This window comes from Arthrobacter sp. 'calajunan', assembly GCF_046940185.1.
Lineage (GTDB): Bacteria > Actinomycetota > Actinomycetes > Actinomycetales > Micrococcaceae > Glutamicibacter > Glutamicibacter soli.
This window is the reverse complement of record NZ_JBKZDY010000012.1, coordinates 46,239-64,584: the sequence shown is the minus strand read 5'-3', so window position 1 is coordinate 64,584 and position 18,346 is coordinate 46,239. Positions and strand designations below refer to the sequence as shown.

The window sequence follows — 18,346 nt, the reverse complement described above, 5'->3', positions numbered from 1 at the left end:
GTTCATCCTGAGCCAGGATCAAACTCTCCATAAAAAACAAAAAGCCACCACAACCCCACCGGAAAAAGACGGGGCCACACGTGGTGATGAAATCCTGGCGAATAAAAACACTCGGAACAACACACGGGGGTGCATCATCCCAAGCAAAATGTTTCGTATTCACCAAACAAAAAATAATTTGGTATCAACAAACTTGGCACACTATTGAGTTCTCAAACAACAAACACTTACCGGTTCTCCGCCACCCCTATTCCAGGAGGCGATATCGTCCAGCGTTATATTCATATTCTATAATCATTGAATTCTGAAAGTCAAATCGATTCTTTGTGATTTGAACCAGTATTCTTTGATTCCCATTCAATTCCAGCTTATCCACACATGGTGTGGAAAACCTTGATTTTCCGGGGTTTTCGCCGCCTTGTCCTGTTCGGTTGGTGTTCCGTCCGACTCGTGGCGACAAGGAAAAACTATACACGGGTTGTCGGGGGTCTGCAAATCGGCGGGGTGCTGCGGGGCGGTGAGCGTGGACACATAAAAACAGAATCGTGTTCATTACTGGCTTTTTATGCGCTTAACGCCAGAGAACGCGCGGTTTTAAGCGACTGCGGCCCGCCCTAACCGGAATTCTTTATCCCGTTGCGCCCCGCTCGACACCCGCCCGACATATGAAAACTCCCGGTCCCGGGCAGCCACTCTATATTTACGGGGTTGCGCTTGACCTCTACTATTCTTCGATGACTTCGACGTCGATGATCCGCGGATCATCCAATTCCAGCTGGTCTGGGGCCATGGTGGGAATCCCAGCGAAGGCGACTGCTGCAGTTTCAACAACACGCTTGGCCAGGAAACGGTTGCCGGCGCCACCGATGACAGCTCCCACGCCGAAGGGAACGATCCTGCCGACAACGCTTGCGGCTTGGGTGCCTACAACCTTGCGCATGAACGACTTCTGCATCGTTTTTTGCAGTGAAGCATAGAAGCTCGTCGACTTGTTCGCGCCGAAGGCCTTGGCCCACCCCTTGATCGGCCCGCCGCCGCGCCCGGCCGCCTGCCGGGTGAGGCCGGCGATCATGGCGCTGCCTTCCTCACCCATCAGCACACCCATAACCAGCACTCGGGATCGTTCCGGGTCTTCGATGGCAATTCCGTGGAGCTCAGCAAGGGTCTGCGCATATAGTGCAGAAGCTTCGAGGAATCCAAGGGTGGCTGCCACAGACAGGCCCAGTGCGGCACCGGTGCCCACCGCGGGGATGGCTGCGGTGCCGCCAACGGCTGCTCCCGAACCGGTCACGATTTTCAAGTAGTCGCGCTCGGCAATCTTGGCGAGTTCTGCCGCCGTGGCCTCGGGGTGCTTGCGGCGCAGCCGTTTCAAATATGCAAGAACCAGCGGTCGCTGGACGCCGACACCTTTCATGATGGCGTCCTGGATTACAGTACGTGGTTTGCCATCGTTGCCGATGACCGTCATCGAAATGGGATCTTTGCTCATGATGGTGCCAGCATATCGAGCCAAACCTGTAAGTTTCCGTGAATCGGATGCTTCCGATACCTGAATATCCTCGGAATGCCAATCATGTTCGACCCAGTCCTTGAAAGACCCCAACACCGATGGAAGAGTTGGGATATGAAGAACGCGCAGGCCAAACGGTACAACCACGCTGTGAAACAAGCCGGGGTCAACGAACGACCAGTAGCATTGCTGGATCTTGATGCCTTCGATGCCAACGTGATCGCCCTTCGCGAACGAGCCGGAGGAATCCCGATACGCGTCGCCTCCAAATCCCTGCGCGTCCGCAAGGCCCTTGAACGGGCACTGGCCGCCGACGGGTTCAGCGGAGTGCTGTGTTTTACCCTGGGCGAAGCACTCTGGCTGGCGAGCCATGGGCTGAAGGACCTGGTGGTGGCCTATCCCCAGACCGACACGGAGGCTATCAGCCGTTGGGCAACCAGCGAGCAAGCCCGCGCTGAGATCACGGTGATGGTCGACTCCGTTGCGCAACTGGATCTCATCGATCGGATCGTCCCGCACCATCACCCACTGAAGGTCGCCCTTGAACTGGATGCCGCGTACTATCCGACGGCGGGACTGCGTATCGGGGCAGCGCGGTCTCCGTTAGCCGAGCCGGAGGATCTGGCTTCACTCGCCGAGGAGGTCCAGCGCCGGAAGGGGTTCGAACTGGACGGGCTCATGGCCTACGAATCCCAGATCGCCTCGGTCCCGGATGGAGGGTTCGCCCCCAAGGCCTGGATCGCCCGGGCGCTTAGGAAGCGCAGCGCTGCCGAGCTTGCCGAGCGGCGCGCCGAGGCCGTGAGCCGAGTGCGAGGAATCGCGGACCTGCGTTTCGTCAATGCCGGAGGCACGGGATCCTTTGAAACCACCACCCAGGAAGCAGCGGTGACGGAGCTGGCAGCGGGCTCCGGCCTCTTCGCCCCGGCGTTGTTCGACTCCTTCCGCTCGTTCTCCCCCTCCCCCGCCCTGTTCCTGGGGTTCCCAGTAGTCCGCAGACCGGATCACCAGACGATCACCATCCTCGGCGGCGGCTGGACCGCATCAGGTCCGGCAGGCAAGGACCGATTGCCGAGCATCGAGCACCCCCGCAAGCTGCGCTACCTTCCATTGGAAGGCGCAGGCGAGGTCCAGACCCCGCTCACCGGACCGACCGCGCACCGCTTGAACATCGGCGATACCGTATGGCTGCGCCATGCAAAATCCGGGGAGCCGGCAGAACGGGTCAACAAGGTGGCCGTTTACTCGAAGACCAAGATCAGCGGCCAATGGCCAACCTATCGAGGCGAAGGGAAAGCCTTCCTGTGAGCACCTTCCAGAATTTCGCCGGCACCGTGACTGCCGCTCCGACGATGCGCCAGTCGATCACCTCCCTGGACCAGCTGGGCGGGTTGCTCGAATCGGCGGCGCTCAAGGGGCACACCGTACGCACCGTGGGCGCCGGCCATTCATTCACCCCGCTGGCGAAGACCAACGACATCCTGCTGGATCTCGACGGCCTCCAAGGAATCGAGGAAGTTGATGCGCTAACGCATGAGGTGACGTTCCGGGCCGGGACCAGGTTGTGGCAGGTTCCTGACCTGCTGGAGCCCTTCGGGTTGGCGCTTGAGAACATGGGCGACATTGACCGGCAGTCCATCGCCGGTGCCATCAGCACCGGAACCCACGGCACCGGCCTGAAATTCACCGGATTCAGCGGCGCGGTCACCGGCCTGCGGTTGATGCTGGCCGACGGGACGCAGGTGCGTGCCAGCGCCACGGAGCACCCGGACCTGTTCCAGGCGGCTCGTGTCGGATTGGGCGCGTTGGGTGTCATCACCCATGTCCGGCTCCGGTGCGTCCCGCACTACATGATGCACGCAACCGAGACCATCGAGGCCATCGACCCGTTGGCCGAAAGTTTTGTCGAAAGAGCGGCCCAGGAAGACCATCTTGAGTTCTTCTGGTTCCCGGGTACCGGCAATGCCCAGGTGAAAACCAATACGCGGCTGCCGGGCGATGCCCTGGCGAAGATGCCGGACAGGCTCAGGACCTGGGTGAACGATGAACTGCTGTCCAATGGCGGGCTGCAGGCCATCTGTTCGCTAGGCGCCGCCATGCCGCGCATGATTCCCCGGCTCAATTGGTTCGCCAGCCGGGTCCTTTCAGACCGCAGCTACACCGCGTCGTGGAACCAGACCTACATCAGCCCGCGGCGGGTGAAGTTCACCGAGATGGAGTACGCGCTGCCGCTGGAGAACTTCGCTGCCGCGTTTGCGGAACTGCGCCGCTATTTCGAGCTTCGACCCGCACCTGTCGTTTTCCCGCTGGAAGTCCGGACAACTGCCGGCGACGACACCTGGCTGGGCACTGCCAGCGGCCGAAACAGCGTTTACATCGCGGTGCACCGCTATATCCGGGATCGGGTCCCGCAGTATTTCCCGGACATGGAATCAATCCTGCGTTCGCACGGCGGACGTCCGCACTGGGGTAAGCAGCACACGCTGCGGGCGGCCGAGCTCACCCAGTTGTATCCGAGGTTCAAGGATTTCCAGGCCGTGCGGCAGCAGGTCGATCCCCAGGGACGGTTCGTCAACGGCTACCTGCGTGAACTGCTGAACGCCTAGAACTGGACGTCGGTCCAGATCAGGTCGGAGGTTTCGATGCTCTCGGGCGTTGCGCCCGGCAGCAACTGGAAATCTTCCGGGGCTTCGGCGCCGATGCGGCCCTGGCCCAGCACGTTCCAGCCCCGGTTGGGAATGACGAAGTTCCCCGAGTCGTTCAACGCGTCATCTCGGCCGAGCTCATCGCCCAGAGCCAACGCGGCTGCGGTGAACTCGGTGCGCTGCGCCAATGCACCGGTCACCACGATGCGGTTCTCGTCGATGCCTCCAGCCTTGGCTCCGTCGTCTGCGACAACGTAGTCTTCCCCGGCGATGTAGTCGGAGATGACCTTCAATTGGTCCTTCTGGCGTGGTGCGCCGAAGCCGTAGCTGCTCTGGGCTGGCTCGGTTTGGGCCGCCAGGATATGGACGCGTTCACCGCGATACTCGATGGGGATGTCCCACAGCCCGTTGTGCATCACCGGAATGGACGCGGCCACGGCACCGCTCAGCTCGGAGCTTGAGAGCTTGTTGCCTGCCACCTCGTCCCACTTCAGCGCCGACACGGAAACGACGTCCGGCTGGTTGATCGGATACTTGGACAGCACCACAGTCGAGGACTGTTCGGCGAATGCGCCCTGGCCCCAGGCATCGCCCGGGCCTCCGACCACGCGGTCTCCGTCCAGGTCCGCGCCGCTCTGCACTCCGCTGGAGCCGATTGCGAGATAGGAGTAGGCGTAGCCGACATCGGTATGTTCGTCGTCCGGGCTGTTCAGGTAGTCCGAGATGAAGGTATTTACCGCATCCGGATCGGCATCCATGCCGGTCAGCACCACGATGTCGGGATTCGCGACGCTGATTGCATCGGCCACGCGTAGGGCTTCGGTGTCTGTCCGGGTCAGCAGATCCCGATACAGGTCTCCGGGTTCCTCCCCGCTCAGGTCGGTTGCCATCGTGGCCACGCGCAGGGAAGTTTCGGACAGCAGGGGTGCGGTCACACCGGCCCCGTCATTCGGGCCGGTGGGTGCGGCTAAAGACGGGGTTGCAGGGAGCATTAACAGCGCCCCGATCCCCAGGCCCGCTGTTCCAACCAAAAACTTGTGCACCCTGCAACCCTACGCGGTGGGGACCGCACTGACCAGCATCTTAATCCGATTGTGATGCTGCAGCGCCGGCGGCCTTGCGGTTCGCCTCCAGGACTTCCTCCATGTACGGAGCTCGGACATGCGCCGAGATGCGTGCGTCCACAAGGCAAACGCCCTGCGCCCCGGCTTCCACCCATGCGCTGACTTTGCCGAAGTCATCCAAGGTTTCAACCTTGATGCCGGTGGCGCCCATGCCTTGGGCCAGTGCCGAGAAGTCCACGGTCGGGATCAGCATCGGATCCTCGTGCAGCCCGATCGATCCGTACTGGTGCACCTCGGCTCCGTATGCCGAATCGTTGTAAATGACGATGACACCGCTTGTGACGGTGCGCACGATGGATTCCAGGTCTGCCAGTCCCATGAGGAAGCCGCCGTCGCCGGATGCCAGCACCACGGTACGTCCATCGGCCGCGGCGGCGGCGCCTACCATCGAGGCGATACCCAGGCCAATGGACTGGTAGGCGGTGCCGACACAGGTCAGCGATCGGGCGCCGCTGGTGGACCAATACATGGGTCCCCAGCCGATGAAGTGCCCGCCATCCTGCACCAGCACGCGGTTGGCCGGCAGGATCCGCTCCATTTCGCTGGCCACGCGGCGCGGATCCAGCAAGCCGTCGGCGGTCTTAGCGTCGCCGAGAGGGCGGGTACGCAGCGCGGCGAGGTCCAGCTCCTTGGCCCACGAGGCTTCGGCCGCTGGCACCGACTGGAGCAGGTGCGCGGCGGCGGCGCTGATATCGGCGGTGGCGAAGTAGTCCACCCGTGGATTGGTGGCGGTGGCAGCCAGGTCGATCTGGATCAGGGTGGCGGACTCGTTGACCAGGCCCCCGAAGCGCATGGTGAACTGGTTCAGCGATGCACCGAGGGTCAGCACGACATCCGCTTGGGCGATGATCTCGGCGTTCCTCTCGGTGGCGAAGCCGCCAGTGATTCCCAGATCGTAGGGGTAGTCCAGCAGGTCACGGGCCAGCAGGGTACCGGAGGTGGTGGCGCCGATCTTGGCTGCCAGCTCCTTGACCAGCGGTGCGGCGTCGATGGCGCCGCGGCCGTAGAGGATGTGCGGGCGCTGGGCGCCTGCCAGCAGCGAGCTGACCTGTTCAAGCTGGGTGGAGTTCAATTCCGGGGCGGGCGGCGTGGGGCCGAGGTCGGCGAAGTCCGGAAGTTCCGTTTCGGAAGTCTCGAGGGCGGCAAGGTCGTAGGGGATGGCCAGGACCACCGGGCATTGCTCGCGCAGTGCATGCGCGGCGGCCTGCAACGCGATGGCTCCCGGGGTTTCCCGGTCCACCACGTAGCGCGGGGCGCGTACCGCGGTATCAATGGCGGCCTGATCCACGTCCCAGCCGCGCAGTCCCGAGGTCGGTGCGTCGCCGGTGACGAACAGCAGCGGGGTGCGTGCAGCGGCGGCCTCCGCCAGCGCGGTCACGGCATTCGTGTAGCCGGCGCCGTAGGTGGTGGAAGCGATGGAGAGCTTGTTGGAGATGCGGAAATAGGTGTCCGCGGCCGATACCGCGGCCGATTCGTGGCGAACTGCGGTATAGGTGAACCCTTGGCGCACGGCCGCGTCGAGGAAATGTGCGTTGCCGTTGCCCATCAGACCGAAGATCTGCGGTGCAAATGGCTTGAGGGCATGGGCGATGGCGGCAGAAACGCTAGACATCATGGACTCTTTTCAAAAGTATGGTGCTGAAGAAAATTCCATATATGTCTGCCGCTACCGGTTGCGTTTCGGCAACGGGTATCGCCCCTTTTGAGAGCGCCGGAATCCGCTTGGTCGCGCTTCCTGACTCATTGATGATAGGGCAGAATCGTGGTGTTGCGCTAGGCGCGGGCGTCCCGGGCTCCTCGCGGAGCTGAACGGGCTATCCCAGGGCCCGTCCCTGATGGGCCCGCAAGGAACCGAATCCGGTCTTCGTCAAGCGGTAGGCGCGGTCCAGGGACTCCAGCGCATGCTCTGAAACATGCTCGTAGACAGGGACGCGGATCCACTGCTTGACGAGTCCGAGCAGTGCAATCACGATGAATCCGGTCAACAGCTTGTCCACCAACGAATACATCAGGTTGGCTTCGAACACCGCTAGGCCCAGCGAGCTGGTGCTGGCAAGGATGGACTGCATCGTCGTTTCCGAAGCGTGCCCCGTCATACCTCCGAAAAGCAGAACCAGGATGATGCTCGATACCACCGAACATGCAACAGCCACCACGACGTTGAGCAGAACGTACTTCGGCAACGCCGAGTTGCGCTTGATCAGCTTCGCCCCATACCCCCAGACCAGTGCCCCGGTCATGTTCACCAGGCCGAAGGCCGCTGCCGATGAATCGGTAATCGACAGCCCAATGATGTTGGTCGCCAGACCGACAAGCACCCCTGCCCACGGCCCGCAGGCGATGGCGGCTAAAGCGGTGCCGATCATATCCAGATAAAGCCGAAGCCCTGCCGCATCAACTAGCCAGAAACCCGCCAGGTTCAGCATCAAGCATGCCGAAAGGAGTATATATATCCGTCGCCTGCTGGGAGCTGTGTTTTCCTGTCCGAGAGTGGAAACGATGTGAACTGTCGGCGCGGCGGGCGATGGCTGCGGCGCGGCGGGCGATGGCTGCCTGGCTGCTGCTTTGTCGAGACGGGCTTGGAGGCATCTGCGTTCCCAGGTTTTCGCTTCCTCCGGCGAACAGCCCAGGGCTTGCACGATTTCCCCCACAAGCTCGGCATTAATACGTGTCCGGCCAAGGCGGAAAGCATCATAGACAGTGGTTCGGGCAGGCCTCGCGGCGACGGCATCTACTCCGCAGAGCTCGCGCAGCTTCCCGATACGGCGGACGATTTCCGCGTAGGGAACGTCGCCTGCTTCGATCCGCAGCGTCTGGAGATCCCTGGCGATCGCATCGAAAGCGTCGGTCGGAACATCTTGGAACTCCGCGTGTTGCGTCATGGCCGCCCTCCAAGCGATCGCCGGACTGGCCGTCGGCGACTGCCGACGGTTTTCGGCGTTTCTGGACGCCAAATAAAGATGCTAGTCAGATCGTATCCGAAAGGTCGGAATTGTTCGGAATCATCCGGGAAGACGGAATTCCACGCACGGTTGCCGTACGCGCGCGATACCTTATGACGTGGGGGCGCCGCAGGCCTTCCGGACCGGCGACCGTCTCGCAATAGGACATCGAGTTCAAGGCCTGCGGTGCATACGACAACTCGCATATATGTTTAGGAGGTCATGTGGCACACTTTATCGCGAATACGGCAAGACCCCGCTGCTGACAGCCCGCCAAGGGTGCCGACGCAGGACCTGCGCCTAGAGCTCTCGGCCCAGCAGGTGGGCCAGCGCATCGGGAAGCTCTTCGGAGCGGAAGGTGTGGCCTCGGGCTAACAGCTTCGCGGGAACGACCCGCTGACTGGCCAACGCCAGCAGCTGCGCACCTTCGTCGCCCAGCAGCAGCCGCGGCCCGAAGGCAGGCACCGGGAAGATCTCGGGGCGGTGCAGCACCTTGGCCAGCACGGCCGAGTACTCGCTGTTGCGCACCGGGGTGGGCGCGGTCGCGTTGACCGGACCCTGAAGTTCGCTGTCCCACAGTGCGCGGTGGTAGATGTCCACCAGGTCATCCAGTCCAATCCAGGACTGCCACTGCCGGCCATCGCCGAGCCTGCCGCCCAGCCCTGCTTCATAGAGCGGACGCATTTGGCGCAGCAGCCCGCCGGTGGGGCTTTGCACCAGACCGGTGCGGACCTGGACCCGGCGCATGCCGCCGTCGGGCCCCGTCTGGGCCGCCTGCTCCCAGTCGCGGACAACTTCCGCAAGGAAGTCCCGGCCGTATGGGGCGTCTTCGGTCAGCTCGTCTTCTCCGGCGTCGGCGCCGTACAGGCCGATGGCCGAGGCGCTGATGAAGACCGCGACACCGGACTGCGCAGCCAGCTGCGCCAGCCGGCGCGTGGGCTCGATGCGGCTGTCGCGGATCTTCCTGCGGTGCTCACTATTGAATCGCCCGGCGATACTCGCCCCGGCCAGATGGACGACCGCGTCGCACCCATCCAGGCAGGATTCGTCGGGGCTCTCGGGATTCCAAAGGCGTTCATTCGGACCTTGGGGGGCCGAACGAACCAACCGGATGACCCGGTGCCCACCCGATTCGAGAAGAGCACCCAGGGAGGTTCCCACCATGCCGTGCGAACCGGTCAGTGCGACGGTCAGCGGCTTCAGGTCGTGCTGCGCCGCGCGCTGGTGGGCCCGCAGGTCCTCGGACAGCTGACGGTGCCGGTAGGCGAGCATGCGCCGCACCATGTTCTGCGGCATATTGGTGCTGACTTCGTCGCGCAGCACGCACTGCTGCGGCCCGTCGGGCAGGATGTGGTGCTCGTGGCGCCAGCGGATCGGCCGCAGCGGCGCCTGAGCGAGCCCCTGCGGCGCCAGCTCGTCTACGAAGACGCGACCAGGCACATACCCGTCGGCAAGATGCCGGGCGTGCCAGCGCAATCCGGCAGGCATCGCCAGCTCAGAGCTGCCGTCGCGCAGGTTTTCCGCTTGGCTCACTGCGCGGACCGGCTGCCATGGAGGAAGCAGCCGGCTCATCGCGCCGGGCCGCTCGTGCCAGGCGAACACTTCGTCGGCGGGGAACGGTATTGCTGTTTCAAGAATGACGGCCATGCCCACATTCAACCAGTTTTCGCCACTTGCGGATACGACTTCAAGCAAGTTTCAAGGAGCTCCGCCCACGCCCGATGCCACGCGGCAGACCCTGCCGGCTGCACCACACGGCACCACCATTACCACTCACTGATCGGAGAACCCAGCCATGACCGTCTTGGCAAGAACCTCGACCATCCAGGGACCGCAGAAGCTCGGTCCACTCACCCCGCTCGTCGGCGAATGGGAGGGGAATGCCGGGGTCGACCTTTCCTACCACAACCTCACCGACGAAACGAGCGAAACCGTCTACTACGAGCGCGCGGTGTTCAAGCCCATCCCGATCTAGGAAAACGGCAAGCAGACCCTGTGGGGATTGAACTACTCGATGACGGCCTGGCGCCACGGCGAGGAGGCCATGGGCCCGTTCTACGACGAAATCGGCTTCCTGCTCTGGGACCGCGAGAACAGCCAGGTGATGCGCAACGTGGTCTTCGGCCGCGGCATCGCGGTGCTGGACGGTAGCACCGCCGGACCGCGCGACACCACCGTGCACTTCAACGCCACCCCGGGAGATCCCTCCTACGGGGTGCTGCAGAACAAGTACCTGATGGAACGCGCGGAGATCAAGGAGTTCAGCAGCTCCTTCACCTTCCACGAGGACGGCAGCTTCAGCTACACCTCGGACCTGCTGCTGCGCCTGGTGGCCCTCGGCGCGGAAATGCGCCATACCGACGTCAATACCCTGCACCGGGTCAAGCGCTTCCATCCGGGAGAATAAGGCGGCGGCGGGGCCGGATGCGAATATCGCACCCGGCCCCGCCGCCGTCCGGCCTTGCGCCTACCGCGCGACTGCTTCCGCCAGCAATTCGATCACATGGCGGTAGTCCTTGCCGGTTGCGCGCGTCATGCCCAGCTCGCAGGTGCGGTTGCAGGAAGCATGGGCCTGGGCATCGAGTTCGCGCACCTCGGCTGCCTCGGCGGCGGTGGCGGAGGCGGTCAGCTCCGGATGCAGCATGCCGCGGTCGCCCGCATAGGCGCAGCAGCCCCAATTGACCGGCACGTTCACGGTGTCCGCGGCCGCCCGCGCCACCTTCTCCAAATCGGGATTCAGCCCCATCTGCGTGGAGGAGCAGGTCGGGTGCAGGGTCAGCGAGGAGACCTTCCGGCCCTCGGGCAGCTTTTCCAGCAGGTGCTGGGCGGTGAAGGCGAGCAGGTCCACCACGGTGTAGCCGTGCTCTTCCAGCGTGTGGGCGAAGCCCTCGGTGCAGCTGGAGGCGTCGGAGATGACCGGCAGGTTCCTGCCCGGCAGCGCCGCCGCCACCTCGTCGAGCACCCGCTGGGCCATGAGGTCGTGGCCGTCGGCGTAGCCCTTGGAGCTCCACGGGGTGCCGCAGCACATCGACTCGATGCCCTGCGGGACGTAGACCGAGACGCCGGCCGCGTGCAGCAGCTGCGTGAACGCCGAAGCGACGCCCTGGCCCTCGCCGGCCGGGCCGAACATTGAGTTCACGCAGGCCGGCAGGTAGATGGCCAGCGGTTCGGTGCCGGCGGCGCCCAGGATTCCGGCCAGCGGCTTGCGGGCCTTGCCGCCGCCGGGCAGTTCCGCGTCGTAGCGCGGCATGACATCGGTGCTGATGACCTTGCGTGCCGCATCGGTGACCCCGCGGACCAGGCCCACGGGGAACTTGTCAGCCACGCTCAGGGCCAGCGAGCCGGCGCGCGTGGCGCCGCCCCAGCCTTTGGCGGCGGTCTTGAACCCGGCGGCCAGCGCGGGGTTCGCGTCCTCGCGGCGCAGGCGCTTGACCAGCAGGCCGGTATTGATGCCCACCGGGCAGGCGGTGACGCACATGCCGTCCACGGCGCAGGTCTGCACGCCGTTGTAGTCGTAGTCCTTCTCAAGCTCCGCGGCCAGCTCCCGGTTGCCTTCCGCCTCCGCCTTGGCGATGGCGCGGCGCACCACGATGCGCTGGCGCGGGGTGAGGGTCAGGTCCTTGGAGGGGCAGACCGGCTCGCAGTAGCCGCATTCGACGCAGCGGTCGGCCTCCACCTCGATGGTGGCGTTCAGCTTGATGTTGCGGATGTGGGCCGAGTGGTCCTCGTCGATGATGACCCCGGGGTTCATCATCAGGCGCGGATCGCAGGCGGCCTTGAGTTCCAGGTGCACGTCGTAGAGCTCGTCGCCGTACTGGGCGCGGACGAACGGGGCCATGGCGCGGCCGGTGCCGTGCTCGGCCTTCAGGTTGCCGCCCTTGGACAGGATCAGGTCCACCATCTTGTCGTTGAATCCGTTGTAGCGGTTCAGCGCCCGCTCGCCCTCGAAGCGGTCGGTGAGCATGAAGTGGATGTTGCCGTCCTTGGCGTGGCCGAAGATCACCGAGTCCTCGTAGCCGTATTCGGTGAACAGCTCCTGCAGGCTGCCGCAGGTTTCAGCCAGCGACGGCACCGGCACCGCGACGTCCTCCAGCAGCGCGGTGGTGCCCGAGACGCGGGCTCCGGCCACCGAGGCGTACAGCCCCTTGCGGAACTTCCAGGCCGCCTGGCGGTTCTTCGCGTCCGGGGAGAGCACGGCCGGGGCGCGCAGCGCGGCGGTGTCCAGCAGCTTCTGTCCGGCATCCTGCAGCCCGCGCAGCTGCTCGTCGTTGTCTGCGTGGTATTCGATGAGCAGGGCGGCCTGCCGGTCCACCTCGAAGCCCATGATGGCTTCGGGCACGCCGGGCAGCGACTGCCCGACGCGCAGCGAGGTGGAGTCCATGAGCTCAAGGGTCGCGGCGCCCGAATCCAGCAGCTCGGGCAGCGCGCGGGTGGCCAGATCCAGGTTGTCGAAGACCGCCAGGGTGGCGACGGCCAGCTTGCGGATCGGCACGGTGCGGAAAACCGCCTCGGCCACGAAGGCCAGCGTGCCTTCGGAGCCGATGATCAGATGGGCCATCAGCTGCGCCGGGGAGTCGAAGTCGAGGAATGCGTTGATGCCGTAGCCCATGGTGTTCTTCAGCGCGAAGTGCTTCTCGATCTTCGCCACGGAATCCGGGTTGGAGCGCACCCGGTCGCGCAGCTTTTCCAAGGTGGCCACCAGCTGCGGTTCGGCGGCGGCCAGCTGGGCGTCGGCGTCCGGAGCGGCGGTGTCGACCATGGTGCCGCTGGGCAGCACGAAGGTCATGGATTCGAGGGTGCGGTAGGTGTTGAACTCGGTGCCGCAGGCCATGCCGGAGGAGTTGTTGGCGATGACGCCGCCCACGGTGCAGGCGGCCTCGCTGGCGGGATCCGGTCCCAGCTTGGTGCCGTAGACGCCCAGCCGGGCGTTGACTTGGCGGATGGTGGCGCCGGGCTGGACACGTACGCGCTGCCCGCCGTCCAGCACGGTGATGCCGCGGAAATTCTTGCGCACGTCGATCATCAGCCCGTGGCCGCTGGCCTGGCCGGCCAGCGAAGTGCCGCCTGAGCGCAGGGTCACCGGCTGGTTGTTCCGGTTGGCGGCGGCCAGCAGCTGCGAGACCTCGCGGGCGTCCTTGGCCAGCACCACCGCCTGCGGGGTGTACAGGTAGTGCGACGCGTCCGAGGCATAGGCCACGCGGTCGATGGATCGGGTCTTAACCCGGTCGGGCTCGCCGACCAGGTCGAGGATGCTGGATGAAACCGTGGTTTCGCCGAGTGCTGGCGTGCTCAATGCCATGGTGCGCTCCTGTGTGGGATCGTAGGCGTGGCCTACCGTCGCGGGAAATTGTCTTACAAGTACACATGCCATAGTAGTACGCGCCATGGGATACTTGGTAGGTCCAATGTACTTCTGCCCGAAAGGACGCATGTGGCTGCCCGTCTAGGAGTGGTTTCGGTGGTGCAGGCCGTCATCAGGTCGCTGCGCGAACGCATCTTCAGCGGCGAGCTTTCTCCCGGCACCCCGCTGGGCGAGGTCGACGTGGCAGCCTACTACGAGGTCGCCCGCCCCACTGCCAAGGCCGCGCTGGAGAACCTGGTGTCCAGCGGGCTGCTCGCGCGCAACGCCCACCAGAGCGCCAAGGTGCGGGTGCTGTCCGCGGCCGATGCCCGCGACATCTACCAGACCCGAGCCATCATCGAAGCGGAGGCCGTGCGCCTGCTGGCCGGCACCGGCCAGGTACCCGAGGCAGCGCTGGCGGCCAACGCGCAGATCACCGCGTTATCCAACGCCTCGCCCATCGAGATCGTGGAACCGGACGTGCGTTTCCACGCGGCCCTGGTCCAGGCACTGGGCTCGCCGCGCACCAGCGCGATCTACGCGCAGCTCACGGATGAAATCCGGCTGTGCATGACGCACGTGCAGGACGCCACCCTGTTGTCCACCCAGGACATCGCCGCCGAGCACGCGCGCCTGCTGGAACTGATTTCCACAGGGTCCCGGCAGGAGGCGGCCCAAGTGCTGGCTGAGCACCTGCAGACGGCGAGCGCCAAGCTGGCCGCGCATCTGGACACCCTCAGCTAGCGAAAGGACGAACGACCATGGGCTTATTTTCACGCAAGCAGCCAACCGCCTCCGGAACCGGGCGCGCCCCGGAGCGGGCGCTGGATAGCCTGGAACCGCTGCAGGCAGGCCAAGCGACCTTCCGAGCCCGGGAATTGGGCGTGGGCCGGCGCGGCAAGAAGCTGATCCCCGCAGTCGAAGTGGTCACGAGGGATGCCACCGGGCACTTCCGCGCCGACGAGCTGGGCTCCTTCCTGGGCGGACGACTCGGCATCATCGAAACACTGTCCGGCTCACCGAGCACGCTGTTCATCGCCACCGGCGCGCACGCGGGAACAGGCTCCCCCGCGGGCGATGCCTTGGCGCACGCGGCGAAGGACGAGGCGGGACTCCTGATGCCGGCCGGCGAAGAGGTGCGGCGCCTGGCACTATTCAGCACCGCGGACCAGCAGCGGATCGCCAGCTGGCTCGCGCTCTTCCCGCGCCCCTAGCCCCGGTCGCGCTCACCGGCACCGCTCGGCGCAGCCGAGCCCTCTTCGGCAGCTCCCCCTTCGTCGCTCCAGTCGCGCCGAGCGCCATCAGAGCGCTTCGGGTCCGAGACATGGCCCTTGGATGCCAGACCCTCCCCCGGGACCGGGTGCCCTTTTTCAGGAATGTGCTTTTCTCCCATGGATTCTTCCCTCTCGTTGCGCTAGCGTTCGGGGGCGGTTTCCGGCTCCGGCGGGACCGGCGGAGCGGTCGGATCGAATGGCGGGTCAGTCGGCCCCGTGGGGTCGATGACCGGACCGTCCGGAGCGGTGGGGTCGCTCGGGGGTGCGATGGGCCCGGTGGGGTCAGTGGGATTGATGGGTGGGTCGGTGGGATGGCGGTTGAACATCTTTTCCTCTCCTTGATCATCGCGCCGGCGGTTTGACGCCCGCCGACTGAACGTCTTTTCACGCTACCCACCGTTCGGGCAGGCGAAACGCAAACTTCCGGATTCCAAGGCGATTGCCAGTCTTGGCGCACGCCAGGCCCAGGTGGCGGCCATCCTTTCACGCAACTGCACGTATACCCCCACCCCTATTTTTGACATACCCCCGGGGGTATAGTTTATGGTGGATTCAGACACCCCAACGAAAGGACATCCCATGCTTCTGGAACGCTTCTACGACGAAGACCTGGCACAGGCCAGCTACTTCATCGGCTGCCAGGCCAAAGGCGAAGCAATCGTCATCGATGCCCGCCGCGACATCTCCGAGTACCTGGCGCTTGCAGCCAAGAACGGAATGCGCATCGTTGCGGCAACCGAGACCCACATCCACGCCGACTACCTCTCCGGCACCCGCGAGCTGGCCGCAGCCACCGGCGCCACCACCTACGTCTCGGGCGAAGGCGGAGCCGACTGGCAGTACGGCTTCGAGGCCGAGCGCCTGATGGACAAGGACACCATCAAGCTGGGCAACATCACCGTGACCGCACGCCACACCCCGGGCCACACCCCGGAGCACCTGTCATTCCTCGTCACCGACGGCGCCTTCAGCGACCAGCCAGGCTACATGTTCTCCGGCGACTTCATCTTCGCCGGCGACCTAGGCCGTCCCGACCTCCTGGACGAGGCAGCCGGCGGCGTGGACACCCGCTTCGCCGGAGCCAAGGACCTCTTCGCCTCGCTGAAGAATGTCTTCCTGGAACTGCCCGACCACATCCAGGTCTACCCGGGCCACGGCTCGGGCAGCGCCTGCGGCAAGTCACTGGGCGCAGTACCATCCACCACCGTGGGCTACGAGCGCAACTTCGCCTGGTGGGGCAGCTATCTGGCCAACAACGACGAGGAAGGCTTCATCGCGCAGCTGCTCGACGGGCAGCCGGATGCCCACGCCTACTTCGCCCGCATGAAGCGCCAGAACCGCGACGGTGCCAAGGTGCTCGGCCCCCTGCCTGAGCTGGTCGAGTTCACCGCGGAGCAGATCATCGAGCAGACCGCAGCGAACGACGCGGTCTTCGTGGACACCCGCGGCCACGTGGCAGTGGCTGAAGGCACCGTCGCCGGCGCACTGGCCATCCCTGCCATTTCCAAGATGGCGAACTTCGGCGCCTGGGCCTTCGATCCGGAAGCCGACGACCGCCAGCTGATCCTCTTCGCCGAGAACCTGAAGGCAGCCGAGGAAATGCGCGACCACCTGATGCGCGTGGGCATCGACGCGGTCTCCGGCTACGCCACCACCCTCGAGGGCCTGCCGGCCTTCACCCCGCCGAGCGTGGACCCGGCCGATCTGGAGAACTTCGAGCACGCCCTGCTGCTGGATGTTCGCGGCCGCAGCGAATTCAATGCCGGAGCCATCCCGAACGCCAAGCACATCTCCGGCGGCCGCGCCCTGTGGGCCCTGGACGAGCTGCCTACCGACGGCAAGATCGTCACCTACTGCCAGAGCGGCCTGCGCAACTCGATCGTCGCCAGCGCCCTGCGCGATGCCGGGTACGACGTGGTCGAGCTGACCGGCAGCTACGCCGGCTGGGACGCGGCCATGAACAAGACCAACGCCTAACCCACCCCCACCACGAAGGAAACACCCCCAAGCATGAGCACCCCCATCGATGTCATGGACGCGCCGACCCTGAAGAAGCTGCTGGCTTCAGATGAGTCCGGAGTGGCAGTCCTGGACGTACGCACCCCCGCGGAGTTCGAGACCGTGCATATCCCAGGCTCCTACAACCTGCCGCTGGACCTGGTGTCGGAACACGCCCATGATGTGACCCGCAAGCTGGGCAAGCAGATCGTGCTGGTCTGCCAGTCCGGCACCCGCGCCTCCCAGGCGCAGCAGAAGCTGATCGACATCGAGATCGAAGCCGGCAGCGTGCTGGAAGGAGGCATCGCCGCCTACGAGAAGTCAGGCGGCGAGGTGGTGCGCGGCACCCAGCGCTGGGCCATGGACCGCCAGGTCCGCATGACCGCAGGTTCGCTGGTGCTGCTGGGCTTCCTCGGCTCCAAGCTGATCAGCCCCAAGCTCGGCTACCTGTCGGCGGCCATCGGAGCGGGCCTTGCCTACTCCGCTGCCAGCAACTCCTGCGCCATGGCCAGCCTGCTGTCCAAGATGCCGTGGAACCAGATCAGCACCGCCGGCAAGGCCAACCCCCTGGCCCAGATCCCCAATGCCGGGCAACTGCTGAACCCGAACGGCAAGTAGGAGGCGGCAGTGGAACCAATAATGATTCTGGTCCTGGCCCTGTCGGTTGTCGTCGGACTGACCCTGGGTCTGCTGGGTGGCGGCGGTTCCATCCTGATGGTTCCACTGCTCACCTATGTCGCGGGCATGGACGCCAAACAGGCCATCACCACCTCGCTGTTCGTAGTGGGTGTGACGTCGCTGGCCAGCCTGCTGCCGCATGCGCGAGCCCGCAACGTCCGCTGGGTCCCGGGCCTGGTTTTCGCTGCGGCAAGCACGAGCGGCGCGTTCCTCGGCGGACTGGCCAGCGCGGCCATTCCCGGCGCGGTGCTGATGGTGGCCTTCGCCGTCATCATGCTGGCCAGCGCCGGGAACATGATCCGCGGGCGGAAGAAGGGCTCCGGTGCCGAGGCCAAGGGCCGTTCGCTGCTGATGTACATTCCCGTCGGCCTGGTGGTCGGCCTGGTCACCGGCCTGGTGGGAGCCGGCGGCGGATTCCTCATCGTCCCGGCCCTGGTGCTGCTGGCAGGCCTGCAAATGAAGCACGCGGTAGGCACCTCCCTGCTGGTCATCTCGCTGAACTCGGCCTCCGGCATGCTGGGGCACCTGAACTCCACCTCCGTCAACTGGCCGCTGACCCTGTCCATTACGGCAGCGGCGATCATCGGCTCGCTGATCGGAGCGCGACTGACCGCCATGGTGCCGGAGAAGAAGCTGCGCCGAGGATTCGGCTACTTCGTCCTGGTCATGGGCGTCTTCGTCCTGTCCCAGGAGCTGCCGCATCCGGCAGGACTCATACTAGCCATTGCCGCCGCAGTCGCCGCGCTTGTCTGGGTGCTCTGCACCAAGATCCCTGCGCTGGCCACGATCTGCCCCTGGCGCAAGGCCCCTGCTCCGCTGGCACCGGCTGCGGACTAG

15 protein-coding genes and 1 pseudogene are annotated in these 18,346 nt (G+C 64.9%); 10 read left to right on the top strand and 6 right to left on the bottom strand.

The window, feature by feature from the left end:
• Window positions 1–208: hypothetical protein (locus RF641_RS15770; protein WP_424573576.1), on the top strand; the 208-nt coding region annotated here is incomplete at its 5' end.
• 516 nt (window positions 209–724) lie between these two features.
• On the opposite strand, the gene RF641_RS15765 is transcribed toward RF641_RS15770, so the two are convergent.
• Entirely contained in the window at window positions 725–1,603 is an 879-nt protein-coding gene (locus RF641_RS15765) for a hypothetical protein (RefSeq protein WP_424573575.1), read from the bottom strand.
• A 21-nt stretch (window positions 1,604–1,624) separates the two neighbouring features.
• Between RF641_RS15765 and RF641_RS15760 the strand changes: the two genes are divergently transcribed.
• The gene (locus RF641_RS15760; protein ID WP_053797178.1) at window positions 1,625–2,815 is read left to right on the top strand and encodes an alanine racemase; all 1,191 of its coding nucleotides are present in this window, start codon (window positions 1,625–1,627) and stop codon (window positions 2,813–2,815) included.
• A complete protein-coding gene (locus RF641_RS15755; RefSeq protein WP_160309059.1) occupies window positions 2,812–4,113 on the top strand; it encodes a D-arabinono-1,4-lactone oxidase in 1,302 nt (433 codons plus the stop codon). The genes RF641_RS15760 and RF641_RS15755 overlap by 4 nt, the downstream gene beginning before the upstream one ends.
• On the opposite strand, the gene RF641_RS15750 is transcribed toward RF641_RS15755, so the two are convergent.
• The 4 genes from RF641_RS15750 to RF641_RS15735 form a co-directional block, all read right to left on the bottom strand.
• On the bottom strand, window positions 4,110–5,087 hold the full coding sequence (locus RF641_RS15750) for a hypothetical protein (RefSeq protein ID WP_047117700.1): 978 nt from the start codon (window positions 5,085–5,087) through the stop codon (window positions 4,110–4,112). The two genes, RF641_RS15755 and RF641_RS15750, sit on opposite strands and share 4 nt — an antisense overlap.
• 148 nt (window positions 5,088–5,235) lie before the next feature.
• Window positions 5,236–6,888: a thiamine pyrophosphate-binding protein gene (locus tag RF641_RS15745; RefSeq protein WP_113608028.1), complete on the bottom strand. Its 1,653-nt coding sequence runs from the start codon at window positions 6,886–6,888 to the stop codon at window positions 5,236–5,238.
• 202 nt (window positions 6,889–7,090) lie between these two features.
• Complete coding sequence (locus RF641_RS15740; RefSeq protein ID WP_424573574.1) at window positions 7,091–8,158, bottom strand: hypothetical protein; 1,068 nt, start codon at window positions 8,156–8,158, stop codon at window positions 7,091–7,093.
• 360 nt (window positions 8,159–8,518) lie between these two features.
• Entirely contained in the window at window positions 8,519–9,865 is a 1,347-nt protein-coding gene (locus tag RF641_RS15735) for a TIGR01777 family oxidoreductase (protein ID WP_424573573.1), read from the bottom strand.
• A gap of 148 nt (window positions 9,866–10,013) precedes the next feature.
• Between RF641_RS15735 and RF641_RS15730 the strand changes: the two genes are divergently transcribed.
• Both RF641_RS15730 and RF641_RS15725 read left to right on the top strand, forming a co-directional pair.
• On the top strand, window positions 10,014–10,193 hold the full coding sequence (locus RF641_RS15730; RefSeq protein WP_424573572.1) for a hypothetical protein: 180 nt from the start codon (window positions 10,014–10,016) through the stop codon (window positions 10,191–10,193).
• A 15-nt stretch (window positions 10,194–10,208) separates the two neighbouring features.
• Window positions 10,209–10,625: pseudogene (locus tag RF641_RS15725) on the top strand (FABP family protein); the annotation flags it as partial.
• Window positions 10,626–10,685: 60 nt separating this feature from the next.
• Here RF641_RS15725 and RF641_RS15720 read toward each other — a convergent pair.
• A complete protein-coding gene (locus RF641_RS15720; protein WP_424573571.1) occupies window positions 10,686–13,517 on the bottom strand; it encodes an FAD-binding and (Fe-S)-binding domain-containing protein in 2,832 nt (943 codons plus the stop codon).
• 132 nt (window positions 13,518–13,649) lie between these two features.
• Between RF641_RS15720 and RF641_RS15715 the strand changes: the two genes are divergently transcribed.
• From RF641_RS15715 to RF641_RS15695, 5 genes are all read left to right on the top strand, one after another.
• Window positions 13,650–14,303, top strand: coding sequence for a GntR family transcriptional regulator (locus RF641_RS15715; protein WP_047117695.1), 654 nt, complete (start codon window positions 13,650–13,652; stop codon window positions 14,301–14,303).
• 17 nt (window positions 14,304–14,320) lie between these two features.
• Entirely contained in the window at window positions 14,321–14,773 is a 453-nt protein-coding gene (locus RF641_RS15710) for a hypothetical protein (RefSeq protein WP_047117694.1), read from the top strand.
• A 639-nt stretch (window positions 14,774–15,412) separates the two neighbouring features.
• Window positions 15,413–16,810, top strand: coding sequence for an MBL fold metallo-hydrolase (locus tag RF641_RS15705; RefSeq protein WP_047117692.1), 1,398 nt, complete (start codon window positions 15,413–15,415; stop codon window positions 16,808–16,810).
• A 33-nt stretch (window positions 16,811–16,843) separates the two neighbouring features.
• Window positions 16,844–17,449 carry a rhodanese-like domain-containing protein gene (locus tag RF641_RS15700; protein ID WP_047117691.1) on the top strand — a complete coding sequence of 202 codons (606 nt, stop codon included), beginning with the start codon at window positions 16,844–16,846 and terminating at the stop codon, window positions 17,447–17,449.
• Between the two features lie 9 nt (window positions 17,450–17,458).
• Window positions 17,459–18,346 carry a sulfite exporter TauE/SafE family protein gene (locus RF641_RS15695; protein WP_082344596.1) on the top strand — a complete coding sequence of 296 codons (888 nt, stop codon included), beginning with the start codon at window positions 17,459–17,461 and terminating at the stop codon, window positions 18,344–18,346.